Genomic DNA, 20997 nt, shown 5'->3' on the forward strand with positions numbered 1-20997 from the left:
CCGCAGCGACCTCATAGACGGCTGCCTCACCGAGACCGGCCTGGCCATCAAACCCACCTGAGCAACCCAGCGACATCACGAGTTCAACCTCAGTAGTCGTCGCCATGCGCCAGTCGATGCCCGCAGGTGCCCGCAGGCGGCCCCTGGGAATGGGCCCGGCGCATCGGCACCACCGTCTGCCTGTTCCGAGTCGACAAGCCGGGCGTCAACGGCTACCCCTTCGGCTCCGTGACCGTGCGCCGGATCGCCAAGGACGGGGCACCCGTGCCGCACATCGAGCAGGACGGCACGGCCCGCCCACATCGAGCAGGACGGCACGGCCCGCCACGAGCGGCGCTTCCCGCTGCTCGCCACCGGTAACGAGCGGGCCGCCATCGACGAGGCCCTCAACCGCATCTGACCACCCCGCCGACCCGCCACTGCCGGGCCACCAGAAACCCACCGCCCCCGTCCGTGCGGCCCGGTACCCGCCCTGCGAGCCCGCCACCCCGGTCGACCTCGCCGATACCCGCGTCACCTGCCGCCCCTGACCACCGTGCCGGCACCCCGGCCCGGCCCCGCACCCCCAGGCGGGGCCGTCCGCAGACCAGCCCGCCCACCTCGCCCCCGGGCCTGCCCGCCACTCGGGGGCTGTATCGCTAGCCGTGCCGTGCCCGATCCTGAAGCGCTGATCAGGCTTGCAGCCAGGGCAGCGAACACGAGAAAGTGCTCCAGCTTGTGCTCGTAGCGTCGATGCGGGCGGCGGCATTCGGCGAGCCGGGACACGGTTCTCTCGACAACCCAGCGATGTTGATCCAACCGCTCAGAGAACTCATGTCGCCGGGCAGCTCGGACGGGCGTCGGCGCCGTGGTCTGCGCTCGGGTGGGGGCACCGCGCACGAGTGGTTGGAGGCCGAGGCTGCCGTGCACATTGGCGGCTGAGATCCCGAGTGACGGCGGCAGTTCGTCGCGATCCTTGATCAGGTGAATCTTCGATCCGGCCTTGCCTGGATCGGTCGGATCGGGTCCGCACAATGGCCTCACGTGCCTGCGGGGCCCGGCCGTGCGAACGGCCGGGCCCCGCAGGGTAGGTGTGGCATCAGGTCACCATCGGTACCAGCGGCCGCGGCCGCCGCCGGCGTTCGTGGAACGCACGAGGAACCCGAGCAGCCACACCACCAGCACGACCAGAGCCACCCACCAGAGGATCTTGATGGCGAAACCGGCGCCGAAAAGGATGAGCGCGAGAAGCAGCACAAGCAAAAGGGGAACCATAGATATCAACCTCCTGACCCGCCGTGTGCCCTCCATCCTGGTACGCATTCCTCGCATGTCCCTTTGTTTACGAGGGTCCGACCGGGGCACGAGCTGGTCACCGCAACAGCGAACGAAGACTTCGAGGAGGCTGTCTTTCATGAGTGCCGGTGAGAAGGCCAAGGCGAAGAGCGAGCAGACCAAGGGCAAGGCCAAGGAGGCCGTCGGCAGCGCCCTCGGCAACGACCGGATGGCTGCCGAGGGACAGGCCGAAAAGAGCGTCGGCGACGCTCGTGAGGCCAAGGAGAAGACGAAGGACGCCTTCAAGCACTGACGTCCCCTGCATGCCCCTCAGCCCCACGTAGGTCAGGGGGCCTTCCCGACGACGGAAGGCCCCCTGACCTGTGGTGCCACAGGTCAGAACCCCGCTCGCGGGGACCTTCTTGTGTCGTCTTCATCCGCACACTCCCGGTCCAGGCAGGGAGCGTCCTCGCGAGGCCATGTACGGATGCCGCGACGGCGCGCGCACCCAACAGGTCAGGCGGAGGGACGGCTGCCGGCGGACCCGTGACCGGCACACCGCTCACACGACCCTGACAACCCGTCACGCAGGGGCCGCGGGACGGGGCGGGACCCGGGTTCCGGGGGCGGATCCCCGATGACGTCGACGCGTACTTCGTGGAAGTCGTGTGCGAGTCCACCGCCATCCCAGCAACCGTGTTCGCGTAGCGGAAGGGATTGAACCTTCCGGGCCGTTTTGGGCTTTCTGGCCGCTCTACGCGAGCGGTCCGAGGGCAACGTTCGCGCCGCACTCCGAGCAGTCCACGACGCCCGGGGAGCGCAGCGCCTCCAGCGTGGTGACGACGTCCGCCTCTCCTCCGTCGGCTGTGTCAACCGGCGTCTGTGGGCAGCTCCACACGTGGACGACGAGGCCGCACCGACGGCGCTCGCGGCCGGTCATCACCTGCACCTTCCAGGCCCCCCGGTCGGCGGCCTTCCCGGAAGCGGCCGGACCTGGTCGGCCGTCAGCCATACGCGGTACTCGCACGGCCCCACGGCTTCCGTCTCGAACTGCTGGAGAGGCAGTACCCCAAGGGTGCGCTGTTCCGTCCGGTCCAGCCGGGTTGGTCATCGGCATCGGGGCCGCATCCTCTCGGGATCGACGGCGGAGACGTCGTCAAGGACCGCGCGCCGATACGCCGCTATGTCATCGGTCAGCTGCTGCGGAACAGCCTGCTCGACTGCTGAACAGAGTTCACCAACGCCGGAGATCTCTGGCTGCCGCGGGAGCGGGAGAAGGAAGTGTGGCAGATCGTTCCAAAGGTCGATCTGCCGTTCGGCGTCCATCCCCCGCACGCCTATCGGGTGCAGTCGCAGGATCCGGCCGTAGCCCGGCACTCGCCCAGGTCAACCTCCGCTGGATCCTCCTGGGCTCAGAATAGATCAGATGCCCTCTAAGAAGCAGCGTCCCGCTCACGGGATCGGCGCCGCTTCGGTCGAGGGCGGATGTGGTCGAGGATGGCGCCCACGGTCGTCACCACGCCAATCACCAACATGAGGGCGGAAACGATCCGCAGCATCCCCTCGCCATAGAGGGCCTGGTAGCCGAACCAAGCCAGGGCAATGCAGTTCATCAGGCCGGTGCCGAATCTCTTCCAGCGCGGTTCCATGCGCACTCCTGAGTCAGGTACGCCCGCGAGCCGGGCTCCAGGAGTGTGGCATGGACCTGCCTGCTCCCTATACCACCACTCTCCTCAGCACCCATCCCGTCCGCAGTCGATCCACACAGCTGGAACGAGCGTAGTTCCTGGCGTCCAGACGGAGCGCGCCGTGGAGGGATGGGATGGGATGAGCTGGACGTGACCGCGCACACCGACCTGATCGAATGGCGAGGTGGCGGACCGGAGACGTGGAAGTGCTGACGAATGCGGCGTCGGATGGACGCTCAAGAAGCGAAGCCCCCTGAGAACAAGGGCCCCGCAGAGGCGGGGACCGACTGCAGACAGCATCCGGTCATCGCCTCTGCGGCGCGTCTGCTGCTACTTCATGGTCTTGTGGCAGGCCCACTTCCCATTGACTTTGGTGTAGTGCTCACCCTTCGGGCACTTCTTGTGCTTTGGCGTCTTCGTGTTCGTGGGGCTGGGCTTGGGTGCGTGGTGCGCGGCTGCCACCGTGGACTGCGTGGGCGCTGCGAGAGCAGTCCCTGTGGAGACCACGGCGGCCCCACCGGCGAAGACGCCGGCGGCGACGGCAGCGGCCAGAGTGCGTGTGATCCTGATCCGCATGATCATCGGCCTCTCTGTGTAGGCGTTGCCTTCCACGTTCGATTCTGAACGCCGGTTCCTGCGGGTTGCATTTTGATCACGGGGGACGAGTGTGTGAGCTGCTGGGATGCCCATCGGACAGCTGACGGCGGTGCGGGCCCTTGTGCTGTACGGGAGCAACTTGGTGCGGATACCTCCCGAGATCGGCGACATGACGAACCTGGAGGAGTTCAGCCCGTACACGTCGGGACGGCTGCACTGGCGTTCCCGCGGCTCCTCTCGCCCAGCGACACGATCCTGGACCTTGACGACCTGGCTCCCGCCCACTGGGGAGCCACCGCAGCCCGCACCTGCAGTGTCTGCACCCGGCCGATCCCGACGACGGGCCCGCACCAGGTTTGGCTCTCCCAGGTGGTGGCGACCGACGTCCTGCCGCTACTGGCCGACGCCTGCTCCCAGGCGTGCCTCGACGCTCTGCCACCTGGGGCGGAGGGCTACATCCCTGCACCTCATCGGGGCGGCACGATCGAACAGCCTCCGCCGCGTTGAGCGTCGTGCCCCGGAGCACGGGGGCGGTCCGCTTGCCACCCAGTGCGGTGGGTGGGGAGTTTCACTGAGCAGGTATGGGTCACTCCCGAGCACGGGGTGGCCGTTTGCAACAGCAAGCCCCATCATCTTGGGGTGGGTGCCGCCCCCCGATTGCTCCTTTACTGGCCTTCGACTCATGATTGGTGCGTGGAGCAGAGACGGTGGATCGCGAAGACGGCGGCACTTGCCCTGGGTTGGTGGGCTGCGACGACGATGCTGGCCCGCTGGCTGATCCCCGAATCGTGGGCTGCGGCTCTCGGACCTGGGCTCATATCGGCCGGTGCGATCGTAGGCGCCCGGATCTCAGAGCGGAGAAGGCAGCGTGTCAGCAGCTAGAGCTGCGGACGCCCTTGTTGGTCATGCCGCTTCTTCGTAGTCGTACGGTTCGGTGTGGGTCCAGGACGGCACGGGCCGCGGCTGGATAATGCTGGCCGCTGTCTGATGATGGTCGCGTCGGGTACGGAGGGCCTTCCACATCCAGACGGGCGGGAAGTCCTGTGTGGTGAGAACAACCGCCTGGTGTGCGTAATTGACTGGGACCTGGCCATCCCTGGCGAAGCGTTGGACGATCTCGCTCAATTGGCTTGGTACAGCGTGCCTTTGCGGCTTCCCGACCGTCAGCGCAGAGTCGGCCACGGCGCAGCCGGCGATCCGTTGGCGCGACGGCTGCGACTGCTCTGCGAGGTATTCGGTGAGAATTCGGCCGACGTGTTGGACGCGCTGACGCGGTTGCAGCGTGAGGAGACCGACCGGATTGCGCGCCTGGGCCGGCTCGGAGCGGACCCCTGGGCGACATTCCTGCGGCAGAACTTCATCCCGGACATCGAGGAGGAGCGCGCTGGGGCGCTGGCACGGCGCGAGGAACTCCTCGGCCACTCTTGACGCCACCCACCGGTCGCAGCCGCGTCGCGAACCGCTGACGCTCAGTACCTTCCAGAGTTGGTGCAGAGATCGGCGAGGCGTCCACAGAAGCGTCCAGGCACTGGAGAAGGACATCCGCACTTGGATCGCCGCGTGGAATACCGGCCCCAAGCCCTACGTCTGGACGAAGACCGCAGACGAGATCCTCGAACGCCTCGCGAGTTATCTGAACAGAATTCCCGACTCATCTGCAGAATTCCCGACTCAGAGCCCTAGGGGTCTGCCGATCATTAACCTGTCGTCTTGATCTTGCTGTTGGGGTTGCTGCTTTGGGTGGCGACTTGGGCTTGGAGGGCTGTCAGGGCGGTCGGTGGGGTGGTGGCCGGCGTGATGGTGATGTCCTGTGCTTCGAGCAGGCGTCTGATCTTCAGCAGGGTGCGGTGCATGGCGGTGCGGCTGCTGTTGAACAGCACGGCGAGGGGTTCTGCGGCCAGGTTGACGTGCAGGTGGAGCACGGTGGCCAGGACCTGGTCGGCGAAGGTGAGGCGGGGCGGGCGGCCGCGGCGGGTGTCCCCTTTCGCGGCCAGGGTTTCGATGAGGTGCTCCAGCTGGTGTGGGGCCAGGCCGGTCAGTGCGGGATCGGACAGCATGGCCGGGTCCCATTGCGGCGCCGGTGGCAGGCTGCTCCGGGCTGCCGGGATGGCCGGGGTCGGCTGGGGGTGCAGGGCATAGTTCCACTCGCCGTGGAAGGTGTGTCGGGTCAGCGGCAGAGCCGCCATCTCGGCGTCGCCGACACCGATGCCGGTGGGATAGGTGTGGGTGTCCAGCTGGGCCTTCACGGGCAGTCCGGTGCGGGTGGTGGTCGCGGTGATCGATTCGAGGATGACTTCGTGGCTGGTCAGCGGGCGACCGCGCCAGTTCATGGTGATGTGGGAGAAGAGCCGGTGCTCGATCTTGCTCCACTTCGATGTGCCCGGAGGCAGATGGCAGACCGTGATGGTCAGGCCGGTCTCGGCGGCCAGGCGGGCGAGGTGGAGTTTCCAGGCCCGGGTGCGATAACCGTTGGAGCCTCCCGCATCAGCGGTGATCAGGAGCCGGGAAGCCCGCGGATAGGCGGCCCGACCCTGGTCGTGCCACCAGCGGCGGATCGATTCCACCGCGAACGCGGCGGTGTCATGGTCGGTGCCGACGTTGATCCAGCCGGTGTTGGCCGCCAGGTCGTAGATGCCATAAGGGATGACCTTGCCCAGTTGCGGATCGGCGAAGTCATGCACACGCACCGGTACCGGGTCGCCCGTCGGCCGCCAGGAACGGCCCGGATTGTGGAAGTCGCCGATCAGCTCCTTCTTCTTGGTGTCTACGCTGATCACCGGCTGGCCGGCGTCCCGGTGATCGCGTGCTTGCTCGTTGAGATACCGGAACTGGGCATCCCGGTCCACGTGCTGACTGCCCTCGAGCGTCTTGGCGTTGGCCTGAAGCCGGAAGCCCTCCTGGCGCAGCAGGCCGGCGACGGTGTCGGCACCGACCCGGTGCCCCTGGCGGGTCAGCTCGGCCGCCAGCGTGCGGGTCGACTTGGTCGTCCACCGCAACGGCGACATCGGATCCCCGCGCTCATCCGGCTCGACCAGACCCAACAGCGCAGACCGCAGTCCGGAATCGCGATCCGCGACGCGTTTGCGTCCACCGCCCGGCCGCCGCACCCGCCCCATCAGGGATTCGCCCGCCTTCAGGTCGGACATACCCCTGCGAATCGTTGTCTCACTCACCCCGGCGGCCCGGGCCACGGCCCGGATGCCACCATGGCCCAGACTCCGGGCCTCCGCAGCCACCAGCAACCGCCGCTGCCGCTCGTCCAGATGCGGAAACAACACCGCAAACTTCACAGCAAGTTGATCACGAACCTCGTCCGGGATGCGCATACGACATCAACGAGCCCCACCCCCGAAAGCAACACCTTGATGATCGGCAGGCCCTAAGGGTTGTCCCGCAAACAACTCTGGATTCGCTTTGGAACACGTGGTCGACTGAACGATCGAGGTGGGGATGCGGTGGCCACCTGGTCTCGCCTGCCCTGGGCTGATCAGCTGGATGACACCTGCCTCAGTGGCGCCCATCGGCTTCGATAGTCTGCGCTAGTGGCTGACGCTTCGCTGAGATTCATGATCGACGCCGATCACGGGCAGTTCTACGTCCAAGACCTTGATCCCTAAGGCGCGTGGAGCGCCGAGCACGCGATGGACCCAGAGTTGGCACCAGCAGGCTGGACGGATGAAGCGGTCTACGTCCACCGCATCGGTGTTGAACCGCACTCGATCTCTGTCGGCACGGCTCGGGACGACATGGTCGAATCGCTCATCACTGTTCACGCTTCCCAGCCACCGACCCGGCGGCCGAGCACATCGTTGAGACCGACCTTGACGTGCCAACCGGTCAGCTCACCATGTCCAGCCCCGGGGCCGATCCTGCCGACGGGCCGAGCCTGACTGCTCCCGCTGGATTGCTACGTGCTCGGGTCTCTTACGTCCCGGCCGGACCACCACCGGTCGGCACTGGTGGAGGTCCCGGCGACCACTTCCTGTATCAGGTGGATCTCTGGCCCTCCGACCGGACGTACGGACTCGTCATCGTCAAGCAAGGGCCGGAAATCTGGGCAGGGTAAGCCCTAAGCCCTCCGCTACTCCTCACCTGCCGGCTGAGTGCCAGGTTGTGCAGGCGGGCGATGCCCCTCATCGCGTGATGGACGCCGTCGCCCTTCAACCGGCAGTCTCGGAGGATCTTCCAGGTTTTCATGCGGGCGAAGGCATGCTCGGCACGGGCGCGGACCTGGCGGTGGGAAGCGTTGTGCTCCTTCCAGGCCGGCAGTTCGCTCTGCCCGCGGTCGCGGCGGTGTGGGATGATCAGGCCGGTGCCCCGGAAACCGCCGTCCGCGATCACGGTGGTACGGCCGACGGAGGCCCTCGCGCCGGACAGATCCCATGCCCTGCAGTCGTTGCGGTTCCCAGGTACCGGCCGTCCGACCACGACGACCATCCGTGTGTCTGCGTCGACGACGACTTGGTGATTGGTGGAGTACCTGTAGTTCTTGGACTGCTCGGCGACGTTGTGGTCGCGGGTGGGCACGAGCGTGCCGTCGACGATGAGCACGGTGCCGGGGCGAAAGCGTTGCAGCTGCCTGAGCGCAAGCAACGGCCCAACGTGGTCGATGATGCGGTCGGCAGCTGACTTGGAGATGCCGAAAAGCGGGGCAAGCTGGCGCAGTGTCAGGTTGGTCCGCCAGTACGCGGTGACCAGCAGCACCCTGTCTTCGAACGGCAGTGACCAGGGACGTCCCCGGCGAGTCAGCTCAGCACCTTCTCGGCGCAACATAACGATGAGCCTGCGGAAGTCGCGCGGTTGCAGACCGCTGAACGGGGCTATCCAATGCGGTCCCGACGTCGTGATCACACCAGCCACGTGAAGAGATCGTTCCACACCTGTAGACCTCGGAAAGCCGCGACTCAGCCGTAGCGGCTCTGCCGTGGCTCCACGGAACCCACCTGTTCCATGCGCTGGATCTCCCGCTCTGCCGCTTCCAAGTACCCGAGGTCCAAGGCCATCGCGGCACGCCCGGCGATGTAGAAGATGTCCTGGCGGATCCGACAGCCCAACCCCGGCTGGCGGCACAAGGCCAGGAACTGCACCTCGAGACTGAGTTCGATGCGGCCCATCTCGTCCCGGACGTGAACCGGGAGTGAGGCGTGCCGGAGGTCTTTGACGTAGTCACGCGTCTGGCGGTCGGCCTCGTCAGGCCGGGCTTCCACGGGACGATAGGGGTGATCGGTCCACTGCGCGTCAGCCCAGCAGACAAGTTCGTCCAGGTACTCCGAGGCGACCACCAAATCCGGGGGCGAGGCGGAGAGAGCAGCGTCCGCGCCGGCAACCAGCTGGGCGAGACGGCGCCGCGCGTCGTCCTCCCCCGCCACGCACATCGCGATGAAGCCCGACAACACGTCGAGCCTGCGCGACACCTCTGCCCGTTGCCAGATCTCGTACAGTCCCGTCATCCACCGTTCCCTCGCCGGCCGACCGCGTCTCCGCGCCACGAACTCTAGGACGCGCCCCCGTCAACGGGTCCAACGGTTTTCGCCGGGCTCGGCGAACGAACCTCACGCCGGCTCATTGTCGCAGACGATCGCGATGCGTACATCCGTCGGGTCAGCGAGCGCGAGTTGCGGCAGAACTCCAGGAACTTCGACCTGTTCCTCGTCTTCTTGATGTGCCCGTAGAGCTGGTCTTTGCCCAGGTCGTAGGCAGCGAACAGGTGCCTTACGCCGTGCGGTCGGGTTTAGGTCGCACGGCGGCGCCGGCGTGGTTCGCGGTCGGGGTCTTTGTGCTTGCCGCCGCGTTCGGCCTGCTGGCGGCCGGGGTGGGGCTGGAGGTTGAGTGGCCCGAACTCGTCCAGGCAGAACACGGCCTCGGGCTCGCCCGGCTCGGGCAGGACCTCGCCGTCGGTGATGGCGTAGAGGTGCTCGACGCGGGCCTTCTTGACCGCGTAGTCGGGGTCGCGGGAGGTTTTCCAGGTCTTATGGCGTCGAAAGTCGGCCGGCTTGACCAGGCTCCAGGTCGAGAACGGCAGGCCGTGCTCGATCGGCTTGGATTTGGCGATCTTCTTGGTCTCGCGCCGCTCGGGCAACGTGAACGTCTTAGGCCGGCCACCCTTGTACTTCGGGTAGAGCGAAGTGAAGCCGTCGGCACTGAAGTTGTGAATCACGTCCCGGACCCGGTCCGGACTGGTGAACGTCACCTCGGCGATCTTCGCCACCGGCATGCCCTGGGCGGTAACAGCACTATCTGGCCCGCCGCCAGGTCACCACCGATCCAGTGCCCCGTCGGACGATCCGCAGCAGCCGCCGCCCCTCGTCGTCATCCACTTCCCGCACCTGCACGCGCTCGGCCACCGGCTCGTTGTGGTGGACGTCCCGGCGTGGCCTTTCATTTTGACGGGCCTCGTAGCATGCCGCCCATGCCCCGCTTCGAGGATCTTCTGGACGCCTTCTGGGACGGCTCGACCGAGTACGGTGTGCAGCCGCCGCTGACCGATCAGCGCGTTCAGCAGGCAGAACAGGCCCTCAAGGCGGCCCTGCCTGCGTCTTTGCTGGGGCTGCTTCGTCAGCGGAACGGCGGACGGGTGGCAGCTGGGCTTCGTGCCTTCCCGACCTCGGCGCCGACATCCTGGGCCGACGACCACGTGCCCTTCGCGTACCTAATGGGGATCGGGCAGCGTGACCGAACTCTGTCCCTGCTCGACAGCGCGTACCTGATCGAGGAGTGGGGCCTGCCCACTTCGCTCGTACTTCTCAGCGGTGACGGGCCCTGCTGGATCGGGCTGGACTACCGGACGGGTCCGACCCCCACGGTCGGGTGGTTCGACGCCGACTCCGGTCTCGAACCGCCCCTGGCTGCGAGCTTTCAGGACTTCGTGGAGGGTCTCACCGATCCCGGGACCTACGGCTGATCCGGCTCGCAAGCAGCAAGGAGTTGGCCCTGCCGAACGGGACCAACGTTGCTTGATGCGGCACCAGCGTTAGGGAACTTCCGCAGGTCGAAGCGTTGATCGCCACGTCCGGGTCAGTAAATGGTCAGCATCGGGCCGGACGGCGTCCGGCTTGCTGACCTGGGCCCGCAGCAGGGGCCTGCTGCCCGGCCCGGCGCCCCGCTCGTAGGGCTCGATGCGTGGCTCGGCAACTCGCCCGTGGGGTGGGGCCGTTCTTCAAGGGGATCGGTTGTTCCAGGCCGACCCGCTGCCAGCACCCGTACACAGGGACGATCGGTATCAGGGGCGCGAGGGCATGCCATGTGTTAGTCTTACGCGTTTGCGTGGTCGTCGCGGTGGGCGATTCTGCCTGTTCCGCTCGGCGTGTGCGCGGGCTGTTCAAACCTGCCGGGCCTTCCTCGGTATGTTCCCTTGCGGAAGGCTGTTTATGAAACACCCCAATGACTCCGGCATCGCGTACGGCAGTCCCGCCCAGCCCGAGGCAACGACTCCGGCGCTGCTCCCGGCCGTCACCTTCGACGGTCTGGAACTGCCGACGGAGGTGCTGCGGACGCTGAGCGGACTCGGGGTGCGCGAGCCCTTTCCGATCCAGGCCGCCACACTGCCCGATGCCCTGCAGGGGCGCGACGTCCTGGGGCGCGGGCGCACCGGCTCGGGCAAGACGCTCGCCTTCGGCCTGCCGCTGCTGACACGGACGGCCGGGCGGCACGCGGAACCGAAGCAACCCCTTGCTCTGATCCTCGTGCCCACCCGGGAGCTGGCCCAGCAGGTCACGCAGGCGCTGGCGCCGTACGCCGAGGCATTGCGGCTGCGGATGGCCACGGTCGTCGGCGGCATGTCGATCGGCCGGCAGATCGCCGCGCTGCGTGAGGGGGCCGAGGTGCTCGTCGCCACCCCCGGACGCCTGCACGACCTGATCGAGCGCAACGCCTGCCGCCTGGGACGGGTGAGGATCACCGTGCTGGACGAGGCCGACCAGATGGGTGACCTGGGGTTCCTCCCGCAGGTCGTCGACCTGCTCGACCAGGTGCGTCCCGACGGCCAGCGGATGCTGTTCTCGGCCACTCTGGACCGCGACGTCGATCAGCTGGTCAGCCGCTACCTCCACGACCCCGTCGTCCACTCGGTCGACCCCTCCGCGGGCGCGGTCTCGACGATGGAGCACCACGTGCTGGTCGTCCACGGCCCCGACCGGTACGCCGTCACCACGGAGATCGCCGCCCGCGACGGCCGCGTTCTGCTGTTCCTCGACACCAAGCACGGAGTCGACCAGCTCACCCGGCATCTGCGGGCCAGTGGAGTGCACGCCGGGGCTCTGCACAGCGGAAAGTCCCAGCCGCAGCGCACACGGACCCTGGCGCAGTTCAAGAACGGTGCGATCACCGTCCTGGTGGCGACCAACGTCGCGGCCCGTGGCCTGCACGTCGACGACCTCGATCTCGTGGTCAACGTCGACCCGCCCACCGACCCCAAGGACTATGTGCACCGGGCGGGCCGCACCGCCCGCGCCGGTGAGTCCGGCAGCGTGGTCACGCTCGTGCTGACGGGCCAACGTCGCGAGACGAGCCGCGTGATGGCCGGGGCCGGCATCGAGCCGACCGTCACCAAGGTGCGCTCGGGCGAGGCGGAGCTGAGCCGGATCACCGGCGCCAAGACTCCCTCCGGGATCCCGCTCGACGGCGAGCCCACCGTCCCTCGGCCCAAGAACACCAACGCCCCCTTCCGCGGCCTCGGCACCAGCAAGGGCACCTCCCGGGGCGCCGGCGGCAAGTCCCGAAAGGCCGGCGAGGCCCGCAAGCTCGCCGAGGCCCGCAGGGCCGCCCTCGTGCGTCGCAACGGCTGAGAGCCGTTGCCCTGGCAGCCTGACCACGGGATCGACAGCCCTCGGCCTGGCTCGACGCCGTCATGCGCGCCTCACCTACGAAGTCAACGCCTTTGCCGCGAGAGGGATACCCGCCGAAACGGAGCAGAATGATGTAGCCGGCGCCTCGCACCGCGCCCAGCATGACAAGCTGTGCTTGCCCACCCCCGAACCCAGGAGATCACCATGACCGCAGAGCCCGCATCTACGGAAGGTTCGGAGCCGGCTGTCCCCGAGACGTCCCCTCTGGAGCCGGACAGCGACGGCAACTACGACCTCAAGCGCAAGTTCCGCGAAGCCCTGGCGCGCAAGCGCGGTGCGCAGACGGACGCCGCTGACATTGCCGCCAAGTCCGATGCGTCGAAGGTGCGTTCGGCGCATGGCCCGGCTGCGAGCCAGCGGTCGTTCAGGCGCAAGAGCGGCGGCTGAGTCGATGAGTCCCGCGACGTGCGCATGCCCGTGCGCGCGTTGTGGGCGGGGCGTAGCCGGGGACTCGCCTGGGGGAATGGCCCAGATGCGGTTGGCTCGGGTCGGTGGCGCCGCCGAACTGGAATTCCGGGACGAGGGCACTGCCTTGTCCGAGGGTACGCGGCCGATGTTGCGCGCCTTGCGTGCCCATGTACCGCTGTGAAAATCGACTGCGGTTGTCCGGGGTGACGGTAGACATCCGCGCGGCAAGGACATTCGTTCCCCGTCCTGCGGCGGCTGAACGACGCACAACGGTCGCGTTCCGGGCTGCGGTCGCCTTCGTGCCCAGCCACCTGCAGGTGCCGGCCTGCCCCGAGTGGACGCTGTCCGATCTTGTGCAACATCTGAGCGGGGTGCACCGCCGCCATGTCACCGGTTCCTCCCGCGGCTTCGGCCGCGAGTTCGCGCAGGCGGACCTGGACCGCGGCGACAGGGCCGTCGCCCGCAACACCGACTCCCTCGCGGACCTGCCGGCCGCCCACGGCGAGGCGATCCGCCTCGTCGAGCCCGGCGGCTTCGCCATCGTCCGGTCCGGGTGTGCCCGACCTCGATGCTCGCGGGGCCGCCGCCGGAACCGCGGACCGTGCTGCCGGGCCGCGGCTCAGGCGTCGATGATGACGGGGATGATGAGCGGCCGGCGGCGGTGGGTGGAGAACAGTCGGCGGCGGGGAGAGGCCATGCCTCGCCGCAGCCTCGTGCAGAAGAAGGGCGCGAAGCTGCTTGATCACCATCGGCCGAGCCTCACGGGGGCCCAGCTCTTCGTTCCGGGCCGGATGCTGGCGCGTTTTCGCTAGCGGCTTCCGTCATGCCGTTATAGCGTTGTGATCAGCAGTCGTGGTTCCGAAGTGCCGTTCGCCCGTGATCGCCTCACGGGCGTTCTTGCTGTTCAGCGCCTCTCCGGACCAGGGCGATCACCTCCCGGTCGCGCAGCGTGCGTGCCGGTTTCCCTCAAAGGAGACAGTCATGGCCAAGGGCACAGTGAAGTGGTTCAACAGCGAGAAGGGCTTCGGCTTCATCGAGCAGGAGGGCGGCGGCCCCGACGTCTTCGCCCACTACTCCAACATCGCCAGCCAGGGCTACCGCGAGCTGCAGGAGGGCCAGAAGGTCGAGTTCGACGTCACGCAGGGCCAGAAGGGCCCGCAGGCCGAGAACATCCGCCCCGCCTGATCGCGCCCCGGTAAGGGGGGCCCGGCATCCCGGCTTCGGGACGCCGGGCCCTTACCGTCGCACGACGGTTCATCTGACCACGGGGTGCGGCCGGGCGCTGGCCTGGGACGGGCAAAATGGACACCCGTTGTTTGACACTCAGGTCGCCCGACGCATCAGTACGGCCCCCTTGGTCGCTGGCGACGCCGTCTACATCGCCGCATTCGACCCAGGGCGGCTTGTAGTCCTCGATCCGCTCTCTGGCAGAGAGCTGTGGCGCAAGAGCGCAGGCGGCGCCTATGACCTGGCTGTTTGTCTCAAGTGCTGCTGCCAGGCGTGTGCGTTGGCCTTCTTTGTGCGGCTTACCCATTGGAAGGCGTCGTCCCGGGGCAACGGGCCAGCCGTGTTGTACCCGGCGCGCGCTCGACTGATGCGGATGTGTGTGGCGATGAGGTGGAGCACGGAATCGTGGGAGAAGTAGGAGGTATGTACGAGCGCGGTACTGTGCTGGTCGCGTAAATCATCTGTAGCGTCAGCTGGGAATTCCCCCTCCAGGGCGCCGATGATCAGGAGTTCCCGTGCCTGCGGGCCGAGGACGCGCAGAGTGTCGGAGACGTCGGCCTGGAGCTGTCTGGCCACCTGCTTCCGGTAGTCCTTCGGGGATAGCGTCAATGGGAACAGGACTCGCACTCGCTGTCGGGTCCCGCCGTCAACTCTCAACGCCCTGACTGCCCCGGCCGGGCCAGGGCGGCAACGGCGCGTCGGCAACGTCCGGAGGGCCGCCGCCGCAGCCCACGCCGCCGGCGACGCGGTCGACGGCTCGCCGAGGCGGCCGAGCGACATCCCCGGGACAGTGGTGATCTCGAGCACGGGCAGCTTGCGCCACAGGACCTGCACGGCCGGGACCGGCGCCCGGAGCATCGCTTCGACTCCGACGCCGATGCGTGCCTGATCGGCGCCCACCACGTGATGAGAACCTCCGGGCACCAGCTACGACCTGGCTGCGGGCGGAGTAAGTGGGGGCCGCAAGCCCAGCCACTGTTGGGCGTCCCAGGCGTGGAACCGCTCTACCTCGGTGAACCCCAGCTTCGCTGCGAGGCGCATCGAGGCGACGTTTGCGGTCTGGGTGTGGAGCACTACCGGCTCGCCGGGAAGGGCGCCGTCGAACCAGTCGAGTGCCGCCGCGCAGGCCTCGGTGGCATACCCGGATCCCCACGCGCGCGGCAGGAACAGGTAGCCGAGATCCACCTTTCCCACGGCAGCCGGGCGACCGTGCTCCGGTACTCTCCTGAGCAGGATTTGGCCGATCATCGCCTCGTCGAACGCGACGACGAAACTGCCGGGCCGCCGCCCGGGCACCTCAGGCATCTCGCGCTCCAGCTCGTGACGCGGCCGGGGGCCGCCAAGGTAGGTGTGCACCTCCGGCGAGGCGTACAGCTCGATGAACGCCGCTCGGTCCCGGGCCTTGGGTTCACGGAGCACCAGACGCTCGGTCTCGATCGGGGAAGGCGGCCAGGCGACGGGTCCCAGTTCACTCATACCGGCCAACCAATCAGCAGGCCCGGCAGCGATCAAGGCTCGCGGACCGATCAAGCCAACGACCCGAGCTTCGCATTCACCGCCGGGCTGTGCAGGCCCGATCCGATCCACCCGCCAGTCACCAGGTCTCGCCAGAAGATCAAGGGCCCCACTCCCTGCACCACCGTCCCCCGGACACCGGCCCAGCAAGTGGGGGAACAGCCCTGGCTGTTCGCAGGCCCCCATCAGCCCCTTGCCCCGCGAGACCACCGCACCGCAGTTTCTCCGCCGCTCCGCCCGGGCAAGCCCCGATCCCCTGGCGCGTCCCGCCCCACGGGACGCACCTGCCGATGGCTTGGCTCGCCGAGCGGGGAGAGGACGCCTACGCCCTGGCATGGGTGGCCGAGGGCAGCCAGCCCGGCGCCTGGATGGAAGCGGAGGCGCCGCGGGCGGGGGAGTCGGGGGTCGCCCGTACCGGCGCTGACCTCACGCGCGTCACGCTGGAGGAGGTCACCCACGGCCGGGCCGAGACGCTGCGCCGCTGGGTCCAGCTGGACGACGGCGTGCGGCAGCTGGCCGTCCTCACCGCCGAGCCCGGCGGCCTGCGCGAGCACACTCCCGGCGACCTGGCCGCCGATCGCCCCTGCAACGCGTGGTGCCGAGAGGAAGGCACCCTTGGCCCAGACGGACGAAGAGGGGAACGGGCCGACCGCCCTGAAGCGAACCGTGGATCCAACGACGAACCTCTGACTCAGGTCACTAGCAGAGCGCGTGCCTGATCGGCTGACCGTGCGTCCTCGTCCTGGGCCCGTTGGCCGTCGCGGTCAGACTGGGCCGCGAGGAGCGTTCTCAGGGTGGGGTGGTGGTCGAGGGCAAGCAGAGCCTGGACGTGACGGTGCTGCAGGCGACCCGTTCCGCCTCCCGTATCCGGGGCCGTGCACCGCCAGTGCCGGTGGTCGGTTACGACCTTCGGCGTAGCTTCCCGCCAGGACAGTCCACGGGAGGAGAAATAGCTCAGCGTCTCCGTCCGGCCTGGTCGCCGCCCGCCGAACGGGCGGTGACCAGACCGGATTCGTACGCCGCGATGACCGCCTGGGCGCGGTCGCGCACGTCGAGCTTGCCGAAGAGGTTGGTGATGTGGTTCTTCACCGTGGAGTGGCTGATGTCCATGGTCCGGGCGATCGCGGCGTTGTCCAGGCCGGTGGCCATCAGCCGCCACACCTCCACCTCCCGGGGCGTGAGCTCCCCCGCCACGACGTCGGGCGGTGGCGGGGCGCCGAGCGGCGCCCGGACGTAGGCCGAGATCAGCCGGGTCAGCAGGCGCGGGGCGACCACCGCCTCCCCGGTGTGGACGGTGCGGATCGCCGCGGCGAGGTCCTCCGGCGAGACGTCCTTGGGCAGGAAACCGTACGCGCCGGCACGCAGCGCGGCCACCACGTACTCGTCCATGTCGAAGGTGCTCAGCGCCAGGACCCGGCATCCGGGCAGTGTGCGGGCCAGCTCCTCGGTCGCGCCGACCCCGTCCAGGACGGGCATCCGGATGTCCATCACCACGACGTCGGGGCTCAGCCGCCGGGCGAGCGCGACGGCCTGCGCGCCGTCCTCCGCCTCGCCCACCACTTCGAAGGCGGGGTCCGGCGAGAGGATCAGCGACAGGCCGCGCCGGACCAGCGGCTGGTCGTCCGCGATGAGGACCCGGATCCCGGGCGTCACGGAAGTCACCGGTACATCGCCTCCCCGTGCAGCCCGCCGCCGACGCGCTCGGTGGGCTCCCCGCTCTGGACGGCTGCCTCGGCCGTCTCCTCCGCCGCCAGCGGCAGGTCGGCCACCACGGCGAAGCCGCCCTCCGGCCGCGGTCCCGCCTCCAGGGTGCCACCGTGCAGGGCGACCCGCTCGCGCATGCCGATCAGGCCGTACCCGCTCCGCACCGGTTCGTGCCTCGCGTCCTGGGACGGCACGCCCCGGCCGTCGTCGCGCACCTCGACGGTGATCCCGTCCGCGCGGTAGGCCAGCACGACGGACGCACTGGCCGGCCCCGCGTACTTGCGCGCGTTGGTCAGGCCCTCCTGGACGATCCGGAACACCGTCAGGCCGACGGTCGGCGGCAGCGGCCGACGCGGCCCGCGCACGCTGAACACGGTCGGCAGCCCGGCCCGGCGGGACTCGTCCACCAACCGGCCGAGGTCGTCGGCCCCGGGCTGGGGCGAGGCCGGGGCGGCGTCCGGTTCGTCACCAGCCCGCAGGACGTCCAGCAGCTGGCGCATCTCGCGCAGGGCCAGCCGCCCGGAGGACTCCAGGGTGACCAGGGCTTCCCGCACCACCTCCGGATGGGCGAGGTTGGCGCGGGCGCCACCGGCCATCAGCTGCATGGTGGTGATGTGGTGGGCCACGATGTCGTGCAACTCCCGGGCGATGCGGCGGCGCTCCTCGGCCACCGCGCGGTCGGCCAGCAGCCTGCGGTTGGCGTCCACCTGGCGCTGCCAGCGGGCGGCCGTGAGGCCGCTGCCGGCCACGAGCGCGGTGGAGGCGACGGCCGCGATGCCCGCCTCCGCGGAAGGCACCGGGAAGGCACTCTGGCTCAGCATCGTCACCAGCGCCGTAGCCGCGGCGGCGCCTGCGGTGACCGGCCAGGCGCGGTTCCGGGCGACCGAGTACACCGCCACCATCAGGACGGCGCCGAAGTGGGTGCCCATCGGGGTCGACAGGTCGATCGCGGACTGGAGCACCAGGACGGCGGCGAGCGCCTGCACCGGGTGGCGGCGCCGGGCGAGCAGCGGCACGCCCGACAGCACGAGCAGGACGAAGCCCGGCACGCCGACGCCGGGGGTGCCCTCCACCTCGCCGACGAGCAGGTGGGCGAGCAGGTCCAGCGAGCCGGTTCCGACGGCCATCAGCGCGTCCGCCTGGGTCCACGGCAGGCCATCCGTGCGGTTCTGCGGAACCTCGTCCACGGCCGCGCCGGGGTGTTGACGCCCGTCCATCCTCGTCCTCCCGGTCGACCAGCGTTGACGCCTCATTCTGGCACCGGCCCGCCCGGCGCCGGATGGTCCCTCCGGCCGAGGGCGGGCGGGCGGACCAGGAGCACGGTCCCGGTTCCGGCCCGCCGGGGGGACCGGGGGCCCCGGTCCGGATCGTCCGCTGTCCGGACGCTCGGCACCCCCTTCGCCTGATGGTCTGTAAGCCTGCCGGGAACCCCCGGCGACAAGGCCGACGTTCGCGTCCATCAGCCGGAGGGCACCGTGATCCGCGCACTGACCGGATTCTCCACCAGACACGCCTGGAAGGTCATCGCCCTCTGGGCGGTGCTGGGACTGGCGCTGGGCGCGCTGAGCCCGATGCTGCTCGGCCGGGTCACCCAGTCCCAGACCGGTGACTTCCTGCCGAAGAGCTACGACTCGGCCGCCGCCCTGCGGATCGCCGAGGAGGAGTTCGGGGTGAAGCCCGACGCCACCACGGTCACGGTGCTGGTCGCCCGGAGCGACGGCAAGGCGCTCACCGACGGCGACCAGCGGCGGATCGAGGCCGAGGCGGCGGAACTCGGCAAGCGCCGGGTCACCATGCCGAGGGAGCAGGACGAGCCGGCGTTCCTCAAGCCCGACCGCTCGCAGACCCCCCGGATCGCCCCGGCGACGACGGCGCCCGACCGGAGCTTCGAGCTGCTCTCCGTCGAACTGACCGGCAGCGCCGTGGACGAGGGCGTCCAAGAGGTCTACCGGACCTTCCGGGACTCCGCCCGCGCGAAGTTCAACGCCGCCGGGATGCGCACCGGGTTCACCGGCGGACTGGCCGAGGCCGCCGACAGCGCGGACGACAACCGGGTCGCCGCGCTGATCGGCAGCAGCCTGGTCACCGTGCTGATCGTCCTGCTCAACGTGCTGGTGTTCCGCAGCGTGCTCGCGGCCGTGCTGCCGCTGCTCGCCGTCACCCTGATCGGCGCCGTGGCCGCCGGAGCCGTGGCCGGCGCCGCGACGCTCACCGGCCTGCGACTGGACGTCTCCACCCCGGGCCTGATCTCCGTGGTGCTGCTCGGCATCGGCGTCGACTACCTGCTGTTCCTGCTCTTCCGGTTCCGCGAGCACCTGCGCGCCCGGCCCGGCCAGCCCGCCCGCGAGGCGGCCGCCGAGGTGTCCGGACGGGTCGGCACCGCGATCACCTCGGCCGCGCTGACCATCGTGGCCGCCTTCGCCACCCTGGGCGTGGCGAGCTTCGGGCAGTTCCGCTCGCTCGGCCCGGCGATCGCCGTCGCCGTCCTGATCATGCTGCTGGGCAGCCTCACCCTGATGCCGGCCCTGCTCGCCGCCTGCGGCCGCAAGGTGTTCTGGCCCTCCCGCAGCCTGGACCGGGAGCCGCGGGCGGGCGCGGCCGCCCGCTACGGCGCCTTCGTCGCCCGTCGTCCGACGGTCCTGCTGCTCTGCTCCGTCGCGCTGCTCGGCGCCCTCGCCGCCGGCATGACCGGGATACGGATGGACTACGGCCAGGGCGGCGACTCCGGGACGGCGGCCGCGGCCACCGCCAAGGAGATCGCACGCGCCCTGCCGGCCGGCGTGTCCGACCCGACCACCGTCTACGTCACCGCCGCGGACGGCGGCACCCTCGACCCCGCCCGGCTCGACGGCCTCTCCCGCGCCCTCGCCAAGACCGAGGGCGTCGGCCAGGTCGGCGGCACCGTCCTGAACAAGAACCACCACGCCGCCCGGATCGACCTCTTCCTCACCGCCGACCCGCAGAGCGCACGGGCCCGCGACCTGGCCTCCGGCCCCGTCCGCGCCGCCGTCGCCGCCCACACGCCCGCCGGGACGAGCGCCCATGTCGGCGGCACGGCGGCCATCTTCGCCGACATCTCCGTAGCCGTGGACCGCGACCTGACGATCGTCTTCCCGGTCGCCGCCGCCCTGATCGCCCTGATCCTGCTGCTGCTCCTGCGCAGCCTGCTCGCCCCGGCGGTCCTGATGCTGTCCGTCGGGCTCGGCTTCGCCGCCACCCTCGGCGCCTCCACCCTGCTGTTCCAGCACGTGCTGGACGAGCCCGGCGTCAGCTTCACCCTTCCGCTGGTGCTGTTCCTGTTCGTCGTCGCGCTGGGCACCGACTACAACATCCTCATCACCGACCGGATCCGCGAGGAGATGCACCACCCCGGCACGGCCCGCGCCGCCGTGGCCCGCGCCGTCCGCCACACCACGCCCGCCGTCGCCACCGCCGGCCTGGTCCTGGCCGGCTCCTTCGCCACCCTCGCCACCACCCCCGGCAGCGCACAGATCGCCTTCGCGCTGACGCTCGGCATCCTCCTCTCCGCCGTCGTCCTCTCGCTCGCCGTGGTCCCGGCCCTGGCCACCCTCCTGGGTCGCACCCTCTGGTGGCCCTTCCGCCCCACCAGTCACCAGCCCCCCACCGCCTCCACCCCGCCCCCGGCTCGCATCCTCATCCCCTGACCACGCCTCACTCCTTGACCGGCCGTCCACCTGCCCCCGGACGCCCGGCCCCACCCCGAGACGCTGTTGGCCCATTCGAATCTGGTGGTTTCGCCC

General features: G+C 69.4%; 17 protein-coding genes and 5 pseudogenes. 12 read left to right on the forward strand and 10 right to left on the reverse strand.

The genetic code is table 11. The annotated features are described in order from the left end of the window. The first annotated feature begins 126 nt into the window (after positions 1-126). The gene (locus AB0947_RS40460; protein WP_366755388.1) at positions 127-360 is read left to right on the forward strand and encodes a hypothetical protein; all 234 of its coding nucleotides are present in this window, start codon (positions 127-129) and stop codon (positions 358-360) included. Between the two features lie 723 nt (positions 361-1083). On the opposite strand, the gene AB0947_RS40465 is transcribed toward AB0947_RS40460, so the two are convergent. Beyond that, entirely contained in the window at positions 1084-1254 is a 171-nt protein-coding gene (locus AB0947_RS40465) for a hydrophobic protein (RefSeq protein WP_366755389.1), read from the reverse strand. A gap of 139 nt (positions 1255-1393) precedes the next feature. Between AB0947_RS40465 and AB0947_RS40470 the strand changes: the two genes are divergently transcribed. Next, positions 1394-1567 carry a CsbD family protein gene (locus tag AB0947_RS40470; RefSeq protein WP_366755390.1) on the forward strand — a complete coding sequence of 58 codons (174 nt, stop codon included), beginning with the start codon at positions 1394-1396 and terminating at the stop codon, positions 1565-1567. Between the two features lie 1120 nt (positions 1568-2687). Here AB0947_RS40470 and AB0947_RS40475 read toward each other — a convergent pair. Continuing rightward, the gene (locus AB0947_RS40475; protein ID WP_366755391.1) at positions 2688-2903 is read right to left on the reverse strand and encodes a hypothetical protein; all 216 of its coding nucleotides are present in this window, start codon (positions 2901-2903) and stop codon (positions 2688-2690) included. A gap of 1701 nt (positions 2904-4604) precedes the next feature. Here AB0947_RS40475 and AB0947_RS40480 point away from each other — a divergent pair. After that, the gene (locus tag AB0947_RS40480; protein WP_366755408.1) at positions 4605-4967 is read left to right on the forward strand and encodes a hypothetical protein; all 363 of its coding nucleotides are present in this window, start codon (positions 4605-4607) and stop codon (positions 4965-4967) included. A 70-nt stretch (positions 4968-5037) separates the two neighbouring features. Next, a pseudogene (locus tag AB0947_RS40485) lies at positions 5038-5253 on the forward strand (hypothetical protein); the annotation flags it as partial. Here AB0947_RS40485 and AB0947_RS40490 read toward each other — a convergent pair. The 4 genes and pseudogenes from AB0947_RS40490 to AB0947_RS40505 all read right to left on the reverse strand — a co-directional run. Continuing rightward, the gene (locus AB0947_RS40490; protein ID WP_366755392.1) at positions 5237-6865 is read right to left on the reverse strand and encodes an ISAzo13 family transposase; all 1629 of its coding nucleotides are present in this window, start codon (positions 6863-6865) and stop codon (positions 5237-5239) included. The pseudogene AB0947_RS40485 and the gene AB0947_RS40490 overlap by 17 nt on opposite strands. 772 nt (positions 6866-7637) lie before the next feature. After that, positions 7638-8399: pseudogene (locus tag AB0947_RS40495) on the reverse strand (transposase); the annotation flags it as partial. 44 nt (positions 8400-8443) lie between these two features. Beyond that, entirely contained in the window at positions 8444-8989 is a 546-nt protein-coding gene (locus AB0947_RS40500) for a hypothetical protein (RefSeq protein ID WP_366755394.1), read from the reverse strand. Positions 8990-9103: 114 nt separating this feature from the next. Beyond that, positions 9104-9883: pseudogene (locus AB0947_RS40505) on the reverse strand (IS630 family transposase); the annotation flags it as partial. Positions 9884-9948: 65 nt separating this feature from the next. On the opposite strand from AB0947_RS40505, the gene AB0947_RS40510 reads away from it, so the two are divergent. The 6 genes and pseudogenes from AB0947_RS40510 to AB0947_RS40535 all read left to right on the forward strand — a co-directional run. Continuing rightward, the gene (locus tag AB0947_RS40510; RefSeq protein WP_366755395.1) at positions 9949-10440 is read left to right on the forward strand and encodes an SMI1/KNR4 family protein; all 492 of its coding nucleotides are present in this window, start codon (positions 9949-9951) and stop codon (positions 10438-10440) included. 466 nt (positions 10441-10906) lie between these two features. Beyond that, entirely contained in the window at positions 10907-12322 is a 1416-nt protein-coding gene (locus tag AB0947_RS40515) for a DEAD/DEAH box helicase (protein ID WP_366755396.1), read from the forward strand. Positions 12323-12526: 204 nt separating this feature from the next. Continuing rightward, the gene (locus AB0947_RS40520; RefSeq protein ID WP_366755397.1) at positions 12527-12769 is read left to right on the forward strand and encodes a DUF5302 domain-containing protein; all 243 of its coding nucleotides are present in this window, start codon (positions 12527-12529) and stop codon (positions 12767-12769) included. 224 nt (positions 12770-12993) lie between these two features. Continuing rightward, entirely contained in the window at positions 12994-13602 is a 609-nt protein-coding gene (locus AB0947_RS40525; RefSeq protein ID WP_366755398.1) for a maleylpyruvate isomerase N-terminal domain-containing protein, read from the forward strand. A gap of 169 nt (positions 13603-13771) precedes the next feature. Continuing rightward, a complete protein-coding gene (locus AB0947_RS40530) occupies positions 13772-13975 on the forward strand; it encodes a cold-shock protein (protein ID WP_014670069.1) in 204 nt (67 codons plus the stop codon). A 52-nt stretch (positions 13976-14027) separates the two neighbouring features. Further along, positions 14028-14435, forward strand: a pseudogene (locus AB0947_RS40535) (PQQ-binding-like beta-propeller repeat protein); the annotation flags it as partial. A 252-nt stretch (positions 14436-14687) separates the two neighbouring features. On the opposite strand, the pseudogene AB0947_RS40540 reads toward AB0947_RS40535, so the two are convergent. Beyond that, positions 14688-14917, reverse strand: a pseudogene (locus AB0947_RS40540) (aminoglycoside phosphotransferase family protein); the annotation flags it as partial. Between the two features lie 27 nt (positions 14918-14944). Then, a complete protein-coding gene (locus AB0947_RS40545) occupies positions 14945-15493 on the reverse strand; it encodes a GNAT family N-acetyltransferase (protein ID WP_366755399.1) in 549 nt (182 codons plus the stop codon). Positions 15494-15822: 329 nt separating this feature from the next. Here AB0947_RS40545 and AB0947_RS40550 point away from each other — a divergent pair, with 329 nt between their 5' ends. Further along, positions 15823-16251: a hypothetical protein gene (locus AB0947_RS40550; protein ID WP_366755400.1), complete on the forward strand. Its 429-nt coding sequence runs from the start codon at positions 15823-15825 to the stop codon at positions 16249-16251. Between the two features lie 235 nt (positions 16252-16486). Here the strand turns inward: AB0947_RS40550 and AB0947_RS40555 are convergent, their stop codons facing one another. Further along, positions 16487-17185, reverse strand: a complete 699-nt coding sequence (locus tag AB0947_RS40555) for a response regulator transcription factor (protein WP_366755407.1) — start codon at positions 17183-17185, stop codon at positions 16487-16489. A gap of 5 nt (positions 17186-17190) precedes the next feature. Next, complete coding sequence (locus tag AB0947_RS40560) at positions 17191-18453, reverse strand: sensor histidine kinase (protein WP_366755401.1); 1263 nt, start codon at positions 18451-18453, stop codon at positions 17191-17193. A 258-nt stretch (positions 18454-18711) separates the two neighbouring features. Between AB0947_RS40560 and AB0947_RS40565 the strand changes: the two genes are divergently transcribed. Continuing rightward, on the forward strand, positions 18712-20901 hold the full coding sequence (locus tag AB0947_RS40565) for an MMPL family transporter (protein WP_366755402.1): 2190 nt from the start codon (positions 18712-18714) through the stop codon (positions 20899-20901). Positions 20902-20997: the final 96 nt, after the last annotated feature.

This window comes from Streptomyces sp. NPDC047841 (assembly GCF_040704085.1).
GTDB classification, from domain to species: Bacteria; Actinomycetota; Actinomycetes; order Streptomycetales; family Streptomycetaceae; genus Streptomyces; species Streptomyces argyrophylli.